The organism is Acinetobacter sp. 161(2023) (assembly GCF_037027805.1).
GTDB lineage: Bacteria > Pseudomonadota > Gammaproteobacteria > Pseudomonadales > Moraxellaceae > Acinetobacter.
This window is the reverse complement of record NZ_JAZEYD010000011.1, coordinates 102,216-115,726: the sequence shown is the minus strand read 5'-3', so window position 1 is coordinate 115,726 and position 13,511 is coordinate 102,216. Positions and strand designations below refer to the sequence as shown.

The 13,511-nt window shown below is 43.3% G+C and carries 10 protein-coding genes; 8 read left to right on the top strand and 2 right to left on the bottom strand.

The genetic code is table 11. The annotated features are described in order from the left end of the window. Positions 1–292 precede the first annotated feature (292 nt). The 4 genes from lldP (at position 293) to dld (ending at position 6,026) form a co-directional block, all read left to right on the top strand. Complete coding sequence (lldP, locus tag WA249_RS12285; protein ID WP_336169049.1) at positions 293–1,960, top strand: L-lactate permease; 1,668 nt, start codon at positions 293–295, stop codon at positions 1,958–1,960. Between the two features lie 19 nt (positions 1,961–1,979). Then, positions 1,980–2,732, top strand: a complete 753-nt coding sequence (gene lldR, locus WA249_RS12280; protein ID WP_336169047.1) for a transcriptional regulator LldR — start codon at positions 1,980–1,982, stop codon at positions 2,730–2,732. After that, positions 2,729–3,874 (top strand): FMN-dependent L-lactate dehydrogenase LldD, encoded by a 1,146-nt coding sequence (gene lldD, locus WA249_RS12275; protein WP_092710004.1) that lies wholly within the window; start codon positions 2,729–2,731, stop codon positions 3,872–3,874. The genes lldR and lldD overlap by 4 nt, the downstream gene beginning before the upstream one ends. 445 nt (positions 3,875–4,319) lie before the next feature. Next, on the top strand, positions 4,320–6,026 hold the full coding sequence (gene dld / locus WA249_RS12270) for a D-lactate dehydrogenase (protein WP_336169043.1): 1,707 nt from the start codon (positions 4,320–4,322) through the stop codon (positions 6,024–6,026). A gap of 51 nt (positions 6,027–6,077) precedes the next feature. Here the strand turns inward: dld and WA249_RS12265 are convergent, their stop codons facing one another. Both WA249_RS12265 and WA249_RS12260 read right to left on the bottom strand, forming a co-directional pair. Continuing rightward, a complete protein-coding gene (locus WA249_RS12265) occupies positions 6,078–7,292 on the bottom strand; it encodes an amino acid aminotransferase (protein WP_336169041.1) in 1,215 nt (404 codons plus the stop codon). A gap of 335 nt (positions 7,293–7,627) precedes the next feature. Continuing rightward, on the bottom strand, positions 7,628–7,762 hold the full coding sequence (locus WA249_RS12260; RefSeq protein ID WP_336169039.1) for a hypothetical protein: 135 nt from the start codon (positions 7,760–7,762) through the stop codon (positions 7,628–7,630). A 45-nt stretch (positions 7,763–7,807) separates the two neighbouring features. On the opposite strand from WA249_RS12260, the gene WA249_RS12255 reads away from it, so the two are divergent. From WA249_RS12255 to acnD, 4 genes are all read left to right on the top strand, one after another. Beyond that, complete coding sequence (locus WA249_RS12255; protein WP_016139645.1) at positions 7,808–8,518, top strand: GntR family transcriptional regulator; 711 nt, start codon at positions 7,808–7,810, stop codon at positions 8,516–8,518. Next, entirely contained in the window at positions 8,511–9,395 is an 885-nt protein-coding gene (prpB, locus tag WA249_RS12250; protein WP_004706036.1) for a methylisocitrate lyase, read from the top strand. Before WA249_RS12255 ends, prpB begins: the two co-directional genes overlap by 8 nt. A 286-nt stretch (positions 9,396–9,681) precedes the next feature. After that, positions 9,682–10,839 (top strand): bifunctional 2-methylcitrate synthase/citrate synthase, encoded by a 1,158-nt coding sequence (prpC, locus tag WA249_RS12245; protein WP_336169037.1) that lies wholly within the window; start codon positions 9,682–9,684, stop codon positions 10,837–10,839. Continuing rightward, entirely contained in the window at positions 10,839–13,445 is a 2,607-nt protein-coding gene (gene acnD, locus WA249_RS12240; RefSeq protein WP_336169035.1) for a Fe/S-dependent 2-methylisocitrate dehydratase AcnD, read from the top strand. Before prpC ends, acnD begins: the two co-directional genes overlap by 1 nt. Positions 13,446–13,511 lie beyond the last annotated feature (66 nt).

Below are 13,511 nucleotides of genomic sequence, written 5' to 3'. Positions count from 1 at the left end.
TTAAATTTAATTATGTATAAATTGCCTTGTACTATTTACTTCTGAATCTGCATCTAAAACTTTAGTCTAATAAGAAAATTTATAAATTATAAATAGCTTGATTTTACTTGGTACTATTGGTCATACCAATTGTGGTGATTATTTAATGCTTGAACTTGCCAATGCTCGTGTTTATGATGCGATTTGTGGTTTAAGGATTAACATTTGCACTTAAATTTTAATTGGTAATACCAATTGTGCTGAATGTTTAAAATTTTAAGGTACAAAAAATTCGCCCCAGCATTTCAAGGAGATGACAATGCTCAATATGTGGCAACAACTTTATGACCCTTTAAATAATATTTGGCTGTCCAGTGCGGTTGCATTAATCCCGATTATTTTCTTTTTTTTGGCTTTGGCTGTATTTCGTTTAAAAGGTAGTATTGCAGGTACTGGAACAGTCATTATTGCACTGTTAATAGCACTCTTTTTCTATCAAATGCCGAGTCAAATGGCCTTTGCGTCAATCATTTACGGTTTTTTCTACGGTCTATGGCCAATTTCATGGATCATTATTGGGGCAGTCTTTCTATATAAAATTTCGGTAAAAACAGGTCAGTTTGAGGTGATTCGCTCAAGCATTTTGTCAATTACCGAAGATCAGCGGCTACAAATGTTACTGGTTGGCTTTGCTTTTGGTACTTTCCTTGAAGGGGCTGCCGGTTTTGGTGCTCCTGTCGCAATTACCGCTGCATTACTCGTTGGTTTAGGTTTCAAGCCACTTTACGCTGCTGGTCTATGCTTGATTGTAAATACAGCGCCAGTTGCATTTGGTGCGATGGGTATTCCAATTATTGTGGCAGGGCAGGTTTCTGGTGTAGATACCATGGAAATTAGCCAGATGGTTGGACGTCAGTTGCCGTTTTTAACGCTGATTGTGCTGTTCTGGATTATGGCCATTATGGATGGCTGGCGTGGTGTTAAGGAAACTTGGCCTGCTGTACTGGTTGGTGGTGGCGCTTTTGCGATTGCACAATATCTTACATCTAATTTTATTGGTCCTGAATTACCCGATATTACGGCGGCAATTGCTTCATTGGTCAGCCTGACTGTGTTGTTCCGTTTTTGGAAACCAAAACATATTTTCCGTTTTGAACCTGAAGCTGGTCAAACTCTAGCTCAGCAACCTACAACGATTCAACGTTATAGCATTGGAAAAATTGCTAAGGCTTGGTCTCCATTTGCAATCTTAACGGTTATGGTAACCATCTGGAGTGTTAAGCCGTTTAAAGCATTATTTGCAAAAGATGGCGCACTGGAACATTTAATTTTCAAAATTGAAGTGCCTTACTTGCATAAATTGGTCGAGAAAATGCCACCGATTGTGGCAGAGATGAAGCCATACGAAGCGATTTATAAGTTTGACTGGTTCTCTGCAACAGGTACTGCAATTTTTATTGCTGCAATCATCACTGCTATTTTCTTGAAAATGAAAGCAAGTGAGGCAGTAACGACTTTTGGTGAAACAATCAATGAGTTAAAAACACCAATTTACTCGATTGGTATGGTGTTGGCTTTTGCTTTTATTGCGAACTATTCAGGTTTATCTGCAAGTTTGGCTTTGGCTCTATCGCATACGGGTCATGCGTTTACTTTCTTCTCGCCATTTTTGGGTTGGCTTGGTGTGTTCCTTACGGGCTCAGATACATCTTCAAATGCTTTGTTCTCCGCATTACAAGCGACCACTGCTCAGCAGATTGGTATTCCCGAAGTATTGCTTGTAGCAGCGAATACCAGTGGTGGTGTGACAGGTAAGATGATTTCTCCACAGTCAATTGCAATTGCGTGTGCAGCAGTAGGCTTAGTTGGAAAAGAATCTGACTTGTTCCGTTTCACGGTAAAACATAGCATCATATTCACTGTCTTTGTTGGCATCATTATTACGGTTCAGGCTTATCTGGTTCCGTGGATGATTCCATAACTCCAGTGAAGGAAACGCGATGAGAATCTCAGATCAAGTGGTCATGAAATTGCAGGCATTAATTGAAGAGCGTCACATGAAAAAAGGTGAACGTTTGCCTGCCGAGCGCCAGCTTGCAACTAGCTTAGGAGTTTCTCGTCCTTCTTTGCGTGAAGCGATTCAACAGCTCAATAGTCAAGGTGTGCTTATTAGCCGTCGGGGTGATGGTACTTATATTCAACAGTTACCTGAACAGTGGCCACAGCAACTCATTGTGAACCCGATTAGCAACCTGATTGAAGAAGATCCGTTGTACCGTTTTGATGTGCAAGAGGCGCGGTTATTACTTGAAGGTGGCACGGCATGGTATGCCGCATTGCGCTCAACGCCTGAAGATCGCGCCAAAATCCGTCATTATTTTAATGAAATTAGTCGCCATCAAAATGCGGGTGACTCAGCACAGGCTGCGGTGGCAGATGCTGAGTTTCACTTAGCGATCGCAGAAGCATCTCATAATGTTGTACTGATTCAGATGATGCGTAGCTTGTTTGATTTACTGCAATACAACGTCTTGTTGGGGCGTAAAAAAGTTTATAACGATCCAATAAATAGTGACTTGCTGAGTGAGCAGCATTTTCAGGTCATGGATGCGATCGATCGTAAAGATCCCGAGGCCGCGCGCCAAGCTGTCTGCGGTCATATTGAATTTGTAATTAATCATGTACGTTCTCTGAATGAAGACGAAGCTCGTCAGAAACGTGCAAATCGTTTAAATAGAGTTGATTCAAAATGATTATTTCTTCTGGCAATGATTATCGTGCTGCGGCACAGCGTCGCTTACCCCCGTTTTTATTTCATTACATTGATGGTGGCGCGTATTCGGAACATACCTTAAAGCGTAACGTACAAGATTTGTCAGAAATTGCATTGCGTCAACGTGTGCTCAATGACATGTCAGCGTTAAGTTTAGAGACAAAACTGTTTAATGAAACATTGTCGATGCCGGTTGCATTAGCTCCAGTGGGTTTAACAGGCATGTACGCGCGCCGTGGTGAAGTTCAAGCCGCGATGGCAGCCGATAAAAAAGGTATTCCATTTACGCTTTCAACGGTTTCGGTATGTCCGATTGAAGAAGTTGCACCTGCAATTAACCGCCCAATGTGGTTTCAACTTTATGTATTACGTGACCGTGGTTTTATGCGTAATGCTTTGGAACGTGCAAAAGCGGCGGGCTGCTCAACACTGGTGTTTACTGTAGATATGCCTGTGCCGGGTGCGCGTTATCGTGATGCTCATTCGGGAATGAGTGGACCAAATGCTGCAATGCGCCGTTATATGCAGTCAATGTTCCATCCGCATTGGTCGTGGAATGTCGGCTTAATGGGCCGTCCTCACGACTTGGGCAACATCTCTAAATATTTAGGTAAACCGACTGGGCTTGAAGACTATATTGGCTGGTTAGGCTCGAACTTTGACCCATCGATTTCATGGAAAGATCTTGAGTGGATTCGTGAATTTTGGGATGGCCCAATGGTGATTAAGGGCATTTTAGACCCTGAAGATGCCAAAGATGCTGTGCGGTTCGGTGCAGATGGTATTGTGGTGTCGAATCATGGTGGTCGTCAATTAGATGGCGTGATGTCATCGGCTCGTGCATTGCCTGCAATTGCTGATGCAGTTAAAGGTGATTTGGCGATTTTGGCAGACTCTGGCATTCGTAATGGTCTAGATGTGGTGCGTATGCTGGCACTCGGTGCCGATACAGTTTTACTCGGCCGAGCATTTGTGTATGCCTTGGCAGCAGCAGGTGGGCAAGGGGTGTCGAACTTGCTTGATTTGATTGATAAAGAAATGCGTGTTGCGATGACGCTCACAGGTGCTAAGTCGATTTCGGATATTAATGCGGATTGTTTAGTACAGGCGATGAAGCTCTAACGTTTCCGTCTTAACTTTGATGATATTGGCACGACAGAGCCTTATCGGGAAAAGTTCAATGTAAGTAGCTAATTGACGTTACTTTTTTAAAAAAGTAACCAAAAACCTTTGTTTCGATGACGGTACGTCCTTGCTACCGCATCGAAACGGCAGCATCCCTGCCGCCAACGCGTAGCCACTTTGGTTAAGAAATTAGCTGCTGGTGCTAAGCGTCACTTACAGCCTGCGTAGTATGAGCAAGGTTTTGTTTTTGCAATATAACTTGAAAAATGGATACAGCGAACAGGTTCTGTAAGTGACAATGGTTTTGATCTTGCGTAGCTTTAGTTGCTACTCATGCCAAAACAAAAGTAATGGAATTAGCTACTTTAAATATTATTTTTAAACGGTAAGACGCCGTCGTGTTGGTCTAATTTGATAAATGGATGACCAAAAGGAAACCATCATGCAAACATTTTCTCCTCAAGTAGTGATCGAACGTTTACAAAACATTGTAGGGCATTCGCATGTTTTGACCGATGATCAAAGCACGCGCCAGTACCGTCAAGGTCGTCGTTTTGGTGAGGGAAAAGTGCTTGCTGTGGTAGTGCCGGGGACATTGCTAGAGCAATGGCAGGTGCTTCAAGCTGCCATTGATGCAGACTGTATTGTGATTATGCAGGCGGCCAATACAGGACTCACTGGCGGTTCAACCCCGTATGGCGATGATTATGATCGTCCTGTTTTGGTCATGAGTACCCGCCGATTAAAGGGCATTCAGGTCATTCATGACGGCAAGCAAGTGATCTGCTTACCTGGTGCGACTTTAGACAATTTAGAGCAAATTTTAAAAGGTTATGACCGTGAGCCACATTCAGTGATTGGTTCATCTTGTATTGGTGCATCGGTACTTGGCGGTGTGTGTAATAACTCTGGTGGTGCGTTGGTACGCCGTGGTCCTGCATATACGGAACTGGCGTTATATGCTCAGGTGAATGCCGCTGGTCAACTAGAACTGGTGAACCATTTAGGCGTAAATTTAGGTTCGACTCCCGAAGAAATTTTGACTCGTTTAGAGAAGCAACAATACCAAGCCATAGATATTTTAGATGATGGTGAAAAGCAGGCATCAGACCATCGCTATGCCCACGATGTGACGCAAGTCGATGAAGATTCACCAGCACGTTTTAATGCTGATCCGTCACGTTTGTTTGAAGCATCTGGTTCAGCAGGTAAAGTCTGTGTGTTTGCTGTACGCCTTGATACCTATGAAAAAGTAGAGAGCAATGTCTTTTATATTGGTAGTAACGATGCAGACGATTTAACTGCCATTCGCCGTTATTTACTGACCTCGTTGCCAAGCTTACCGATTGCGGGCGAATATATTCACCGAGATGCTTATTTAATTGGTGAGAAGTACGGAAAAGACACGTTCTTGTTTATTGAGAAATTTGGCACAGCTAATGTTCCAAAAGCCTTCGCGATGAAAGACAAAGTCGATGGCTTCTTAGAACGATTTAAAATTAAAGGCTTAACGGATCATATTTTACAGGCTATTACGTTCTTTTTACCGAGTCATTTGCCTAAGCGTATGACCGAATATCGAGATCGTTATGAGCATCATTTAGTCTTACGTGTTGAAAATAATTCAAAAGCTCAGACCGAGCAGTTTTTAAAAGAATATTTTGCAGTGCATCAGTCAGGTAGCTATTTCGTATGTAGCGAAGAAGAAGGCCGAAAGGCTTTCTTACACCGTTTTGCGATTGCAGGGGCTGCAATTCGTTATCGTGATACACACCGTAGTGAAGTTGAAGATATTGTGGCGCTTGATATTGCGTTACGTCGTAATGACCGTGAATGGGTAGAGCAACTGCCAGCCGAGATGGAAAAGAACATCCTCCATAAACTCTATTATGGGCACTTCTTTTGTCATGTTTTCCATCAGGATTATATTCTGAAAAAGGGCCATGACCCTTTAGAAATGGAACATCAAATGTGGAAGTTGCTCGATGCGCGCCGTGCTGAGTATCCGGCAGAGCATAATGTTGGGCATCTCTACATTGCCAAACCTGCATTAGCCAACTTTTATCAAAAACTTGACCCAACCAATAGCTTTAATGTGGGTATTGGGCATACCTCAAAACTGAAATATTGGGGCAAAACCAAATCTTAATATCGAGAAATAAAAAAAAGGCGCCGAAGCGCCTTTTCTTTTAAATCTGTTTTATGCTGCTTCTGTTGATTTAGCAAGCACTTCTGCAACTGCTTTAGCAACAGTGTAAACATTGTTCATGTTTAAACCCGCCACACAAATACGACCACTACGTACTAAGTAGATTGCATATTCTTCACGCAAAATATCAACTTGCTCAGCAGTTAGACCTGTGTAGCTGAACATACCTTTTTGGTTTACAAGGTAGCTAAAGTCACGGTCTGGTAATGCTTTAGTCAGTTCATCTTTTAAGATGCTACGCATTTTGATAATACGTTCACGCATCTCTTTCACTTCACCTTGCCATTGTTGGTTAAGTTCAGCGTCATTTAACACTTCATCAACTAACCAAGCACCTGTTGTCGGTGGGCTAGAGTAAATACGGCGTACAGTTGCTTTTAACTGACCGAATGTGCACTGAGCAGCTTCTGCATCGTCACAAACGAAAGTTAAGCCGCCAACGCGCTCGCCATATAAAGAGAAGATTTTAGAGAACGAGTTGCTCACAATGAAGTTTAGACCCGCTTGGTCTAAAGCACGGATTGCATACGCATCTTCTTCCATACCATTGCCAAAACCTTGGTAAGCGATGTCTAGGAAAGGAATAAGGTTACGATCTTTTAATACCGCAATCACTTGATCCCATTGCGCTGGGTTTAAGTCAGCACCAGTTGGGTTGTGGCAGCATGGGTGCAACAACACAATGCTTTGCTCAGGCAAAGTTTTAAGTGTAGACAACATACCGTCAAAATCTACACCACGAGTTTCGTTGTCGAAATATGGGTAGAAATGAGTCTTGATGCCAGCGCCATTGAAAATCGCAACGTGGTTATCCCAAGTTGGTTGGCTTACCCAAACGTCTGAATTTGGGAAATAGTTTTTTAAGAAGTCCGCACCAACTTTCAATGCACCTGAACCACCAAGCGTTTGGATGGTTACAGCACGACCCGCTTTAACTGCGGGGCTGTTTGCACCAAATAAAAGTGCTTGAATTGCTTCTCGGTAAGGTTTGAAGCCTTCCATTGGCAAATAAAGTTTGGTTTTACCGTTTTTAGGCTCAATACGCTTTTGCGCCTCAAGAATGGTCTCTAACTGAGGAACAATACTGTCTTCGTTATAATAAAGACCAATACTCAAGTTTACTTTTTCAGAACGAGTATCAGCATTGAACTGTTCCATTAAAGATAAAATTGGGTCGCCTGCGTATGGGGGGATATGTTGAAACATCAAAAAAGTCCTTTCATTCAACAATATGCATAGTGTTCGGTTTTTTCTGTCTCGAAAAATACGCCACAACTATGTCGATGTTCAATAATGTATCAATAAAGCTACCGTGAAGCACCTGATAATTTCACTAATATCGATATTTCCAAGAAGAAACGATAAAAAAGATGTAAAAGAAATTACGGTAAATAGATACTAATTTATAACTCCTGATTTCATTTAAATAGATTGTCTACAATCTTGCTGTAATACATGCCTTGTAGACTAAAGTTTGAAACAAAAGTTTAGCGCCCAAAAAACACTTGAGAAAGAACCATAAAACTATAGATAAATTTATATTAAATCTTTGTTTTATAAATACTAATAGATAGGCGGCGTAATAGTCTAAATATAAGGTGAAATGACAGGTCAAACGATAAAAATTGACCTGATGCGTTCTGTAAAGTGTCAACAATCACCTTGATTTTTTTCATTCATACCGCTATAAAACTCATAATTGATTAAAAATTGTCGACAATATGCAAGATTTGACCTTCGCACCAGAGCCATTACAAAGTCAGGGAAGAACACTGACAGAGAATGTATTTAAACAAATACAGACGGCGATTGTTTTGGGTCAAATTCCGGCAGGTAGCAAAATTTCTGAGCCTGAACTGGCGAGGACTTATGGCATTAGCCGTGGGCCTTTGCGTGAAGCGATTCATCGCCTTGAAGGGCAGCGTTTGGTTGAGCGAACTGCACATGTGGGCGCGCGCGTGGTTTCGCTTTCACTGCAACAGTTCAAAGAGCTTTACCAAATTCGAGCTTCTTTAGAAGGTTTGGCCTGTAATCTTGCTGCACAGCATATTGATAAAAAGCAAATTTTGGCGCTGCGTGATGTTTTGCGTATGCATGCTGAAGATGAAAACTTTAAAGCAGGTAAAGGATATTACTTGCAAGAAGGGCAGGACGATTTTCACTACTGCATTATCAAAAGTAGTGGCAATAAAACCCTAGAAAAAATGCTATGCGATGAGCTTTATCATCTCATCCGTATGTACCGAATTCAGTTTTCAAACACACCCGATCGACCGAGCAAAGCTTGGGACGAACACATCCGTATTTTAGATGCAATTGCAGAAGGCGATGGTGAACTTGCCGAGCTGCTCATGCATCGACATATCAATGCTTCTTACAAAATTATTGAGCAAACACTGCTACAAGCACAAGGAGAACATAACAATGGCTAAACAATCCGCAGGTCAGCTATTTCGCGATGCAGTAGCCCAAGAAAAGCCATTACAAGTGGTTGGAACCATTAACGCCAATCATGCACTTTTGGCAAAACGTGCAGGTTATAAAGCGATTTACTTATCAGGTGGTGGTGTAGCCGCTGGTTCTTTAGGTTTACCTGATTTGGGAATTAGTAACCTTGATGATGTGTTGACAGACGTACGCCGTATTACCGATGTATGTGATCTTCCATTATTAGTCGATGCTGACACAGGTTTTGGTGCTTCTGCATTTAACATTGCCCGTACTACAAAAGCACTGATTAAGTTTGGTGCTGCAGCAATGCACATTGAAGACCAAGTGGGCGCAAAACGTTGTGGTCACCGTCCAAACAAAGCCATTGTGACTCAAGAAGAAATGGTTGACCGTATTAAAGCAGCGGTCGATGCGCGTGGTGATGACAGCTTCGTGATTATGGCGCGTACCGATGCATTGGCAGTAGATGGTTTACAAGCTGCAATTGACCGTGCGGGTGCCTACATTGAAGCGGGTGCAGACATGTTGTTCCCTGAAGCAATTACCGAGCTTGATATGTACAAGCAATTTGCTCAGAAGACTGGCGCACCAATTTTGGCAAACATTACCGAGTTCGGTTCTACACCACTGTTTACCACTGAAGAGTTAGCATCTGCCGATGTAAGCCTTGCGCTTTATCCGCTTTCTGCTTTCCGTGCTATGAACAAAGCAGCCGAAACTGTATATGAAACCTTACGTAAAGAAGGCACACAAAAGAACGTGGTTGATATTATGCAAACGCGTAAAGAGTTGTATGAACGCATTAATTACTATGCGTTTGAAGACTACTTAGACAACGCATTTGCTAAAAAGAAATAAACTAACCCTCTTTTAAAAAAAAAGGGGAAACGATGGTCTTGGCTATCGTGAGGGCGGCATGGATGCCGCTACGTTGGACTGCGATATAGGGATATATCGTCAGCCCAACAAAGGATTTTTGCTTACTTTTCATCCGTGAAAAGTAAGGCGAACCTGAGCAAGTCAAAGCGGTTAAAGCTTTGACGAGGCGCAAGACGAAGTGGTTAATCTCGAAATAAGAAGTGGAAACGGTGCGACTCGGTCGTGCTTAATAAATAAATTCAGATAGATAGGAAAGGAAAATCTTATGAGCTCAAATGAAACAACAACAGGCTTCAAACCAAAAAAATCAGTTGCACTTAGCGGACAAGTTGCAGGCAATACAGCACTTTGTACCGTAGGACGTAGCGGTAACGACTTGCACTACCGTGGCTATGACATTCTTGACCTTGCAGCAGGTAGCCAGTTTGAAGAAGTGGCTCACTTGCTCGTACATGGCAAATTACCAAACAAAGCTGAACTCAAAGCCTATAAAGCAAAATTAAAAGCACTTCGTGGTTTACCGGCAGCACTTAAAATAGCACTTGAACAACTTCCTCCATCTGCACACCCTATGGATGTGATGCGTACAGGTGTTTCAGTTTTAGGTTGTTTAACACCAGAACACGAAGACCATAACGAAGCGGGCGCAAAAGATATTGCTGATAAATTAATGGCAAGCCTAGGCTCAATGTTGCTTTATTGGTACCACTTCAGCAACAACGGTCGTCGTATTGAAGTTGAAACAGATGACGACTCAATTGCAGCGCATTTCTTGCACTTACTTCATGGCGAAAAACCATCTGAAGAATGGATTCAAGCAATGCATACCTCTCTGATTTTGTATGCTGAGCACGAGTTCAACGCATCTACATTTACTTCACGTGTGGTTGCAGGTACAGGTTCAGACATGTACTCGGCAATTACGGGCGGTATTGGTGCACTTCGCGGGCCTAAGCACGGTGGTGCAAACGAAGTTGCATTCGTGATTCAACAACGTTATGACAATGCAGATGAAGCAGAAGCAGACATCCGTAGCCGTGTTGAGAAGAAAGAAGTTGTGATCGGTTTTGGTCACCCAGTCTATACAATTTCTGACCCACGTAACGAAGTGATCAAGAAAGTGGCGCACGACTTAGCACAAGCGCAAGAGAACACCAAAATGTACCTCATCGCTGAGCGCTTAGAAGCAGTGATGAAAGAAGTGAAAAACATGTTCCCGAACCTCGACTGGTTCAGTGCGGTGAGCTATCACTTAATGGGTGTTCCAACTGCAATGTTCACACCATTGTTCGTGATTGCACGTACAGCAGGCTGGTCAGCGCACGTGATTGAACAACGTCAAGACGGCAAAATCATTCGTCCAAGCGCGAACTACACAGGCCCTGAAAACCTCAAATTCAAACCATTGGCGGAGCGTGGTTAATGAACACAAAATACCGTAAACCGCTGGCAGGTACCCAGCTTGAATACTACGACGTGCGTCAAGCCGTTGAAGATATTCAGCTAGGCGCATACGAAAAACTGCCTTACACCTCTAAAGTACTCGCAGAGCAATTGGTACGCCGTGCCGATGCCGAGAACTTAACTGCTTATTTAACGCAGTTAATTGAGCGTCGTCAGGACTTGGACTTTCCTTGGTACCCAGCGCGCGTGGTGTGTCACGACATCTTGGGTCAAACTGCTTTGGTTGACCTTGCAGGCTTGCGTGATGCAATTGCCGACAAAGGCGGTGACCCATCTAAAGTCAATCCAGTTGTACCGACTCAGCTCATTGTCGACCACTCTTTAGCAGTGGAATATGGCGGTGCTGACCCAGACGCTTTTGCAAAAAACCGTGCTGTTGAAGACCGCCGTAACGAAGACCGTTTCCACTTTATTGAGTGGACTAAAACTGCATTTAAAAATGTCGATGTGATCCCTGCGGGGAACGGCATTATGCACCAGATTAACTTAGAGAAAATGTCTCCGGTGATTCAGGCGCGTGATGGCGTGGCATATCCAGACACTTGCGTAGGTACAGATTCACACACTCCACATACAGACGCTTTGGGCGTAATTTCTGTGGGCGTTGGTGGTTTGGAAGCTGAAAACGTGATGTTGGGCCGTGCATCTTGGATGCGTCTACCAGACATTATTGGTGTTGAGTTTGTAGGTCAGCGTCAGGCAGGTATTACTGCAACAGATATCGTACTTGCTTTAACTGAGTTCTTGCGTAAAGAACGTGTGGTTGGTGCATACCTTGAGTTCTTTGGTGAAGGCGCTGACAGCATGTCTGTGGGCGACCGTGCAACCATTTCGAATATGACACCAGAATATGGCGCTACAGCTGCAATGTTCTACATCGACCAAAACACGATTGACTACTTACGCTTAACAGGTCGTGAAGATGCTCAAGTGGCGTTGGTTGAACAATACGCAAAAGAAATTGGCCTTTGGGCTTCTGACATGACCAAAGCAGAGTACCCACGTGTACTACGTTTTGACCTATCAGAAGTAACACGTAACATTGCTGGCCCATCAAACCCACATGCACGTGTTTCAACTGCGGACCTAAAAGAAAAAGGTATTGCGGGTGTTGTTGAAAACCGTTCTGATGGCTTAATGCCAGATGGCGCAATTATTATTGCTGCAATTACTTCATGTACCAACACGTCTAACCCACGTAACACTGTGGCAGCAGGTTTGTTGGCACGTAAAGCAAATGAACTAGGTTTAGTTCGTAAACCTTGGGTGAAATCATCATTTGCACCGGGTTCAAAAGCGGCTGCACTTTACCTTGAAGAAGCGGGTGTTCTAAAAGACTTAGAGCAACTTGGTTTTGGTATTGTGGCTTATGCTTGTACGACGTGTAACGGTATGTCGGGTGCGTTAGATCCAGTCATTCAACAAGAAATTATTGACCGTGATTTGTACGCAACAGCAGTACTTTCTGGTAACCGTAACTTCGATGGCCGTATCCATCCATATGCAAAACAAGCATTCTTGGCATCTCCACCGCTTGTTGTAGCGTATGCAATTGCGGGTACGATTCGTTTTGACATTGAAAAAGATGCGTTAGGTCATGACAAAGAAGGTAACCCGATTTACCTCAAAGACATCTGGCCATCTGACGCTGAAATTGATGCGTTAGTAAAACAAGCTGTGAAGCCTGAACAGTTCCGTAAAGTCTACATTCCAATGTTTGACTTAGGCGTAACCGTAGAGGCCGAAAGTCCACTTTATGACTGGCGTCCACAAAGTACTTACATCCGCCGTCCACCATATTGGGAAGGGGCGTTGGCTGCACCACGTACTTTAGCGAACATGCGTCCACTTGCAATTTTGGGTGACAACATCACCACTGACCATTTGTCGCCTTCAAACGCGATTTTGATGGACTCGGCTGCGGGTGAATATCTTCATAAAATGGGTCTACCAGAAGAAGACTTCAACTCATACGCAACGCACCGTGGTGACCATTTGACTGCACAACGTGCAACATTTGCTAACCCGAAACTCTATAACGAAATGGTAGTTCGTTCAGACGGTACCATTAAGCAAGGTTCAAAAGCGCGTGTAGAGCCAGAAGGCGAAGTCATGCGTATGTGGGAAGCGATTGAAACCTACATGAACCGTAAACAGCCATTAATTATTGTTGCGGGTGCTGACTACGGTCAGGGTTCGAGCCGTGACTGGGCTGCGAAAGGTGTGCGGCTTGCAGGTGTTGAAGCGATTGTAGCAGAAGGTTTTGAGCGTATTCACCGTACCAACTTGGTGGGTATGGGCGTGTTACCACTTGAGTTTAAACCGGGTGTAAACCGCAAGACTTTGAAGCTGGATGGTACAGAGCTTTATAGCGTGATTGGTAATATCGCGCCGCGTTCGACTTTAACTTTAGTGATTGAACGTGCCACAGCGGATGGTAAAGAAGAGATTGTTGAAGTGCCAGTGACTTGCCGTTTAGATACAGAAGAAGAAGTTTCTGTATATGAAGCAGGCGGTGTATTACAACGTTTTGCGCAAGACTTTTTAGAAGGCCAAGTGGCTTAATATTTAGTCTATAACTGATTGAAATTTATTCAGAAGAGCCCTATCTTAATGATGGGGTTTTTATTT

Excerpts from the sequence above, each read along its gene's own strand:
- WA249_RS12260 (WP_336169039.1), bottom strand. The coding sequence starts at position 7,762 with ATGAAAAAAATCAAGGTGATTGTTGACACTTTACAGAACGCATCAGGT.
- lldR (WP_336169047.1), top strand. The coding sequence starts at position 1,980 with ATGAGAATCTCAGATCAAGTGGTCATGAAATTGCAGGCATTAATTGAA.
- prpB (WP_004706036.1), top strand. The coding sequence starts at position 8,511 with ATGGCTAAACAATCCGCAGGTCAGCTATTTCGCGATGCAGTAGCCCAA.
- lldP (WP_336169049.1), top strand. The coding sequence starts at position 293 with ATGACAATGCTCAATATGTGGCAACAACTTTATGACCCTTTAAATAAT.
- WA249_RS12265 (WP_336169041.1), bottom strand. The coding sequence starts at position 7,292 with ATGTTTCAACATATCCCCCCATACGCAGGCGACCCAATTTTATCTTTA.
- prpC (WP_336169037.1), top strand. The coding sequence starts at position 9,682 with ATGAGCTCAAATGAAACAACAACAGGCTTCAAACCAAAAAAATCAGTT.
- WA249_RS12255 (WP_016139645.1), top strand. The coding sequence starts at position 7,808 with ATGCAAGATTTGACCTTCGCACCAGAGCCATTACAAAGTCAGGGAAGA.
- dld (WP_336169043.1), top strand. The coding sequence starts at position 4,320 with ATGCAAACATTTTCTCCTCAAGTAGTGATCGAACGTTTACAAAACATT.
- lldD (WP_092710004.1), top strand. The coding sequence starts at position 2,729 with ATGATTATTTCTTCTGGCAATGATTATCGTGCTGCGGCACAGCGTCGC.
- acnD (WP_336169035.1), top strand. The coding sequence starts at position 10,839 with ATGAACACAAAATACCGTAAACCGCTGGCAGGTACCCAGCTTGAATAC.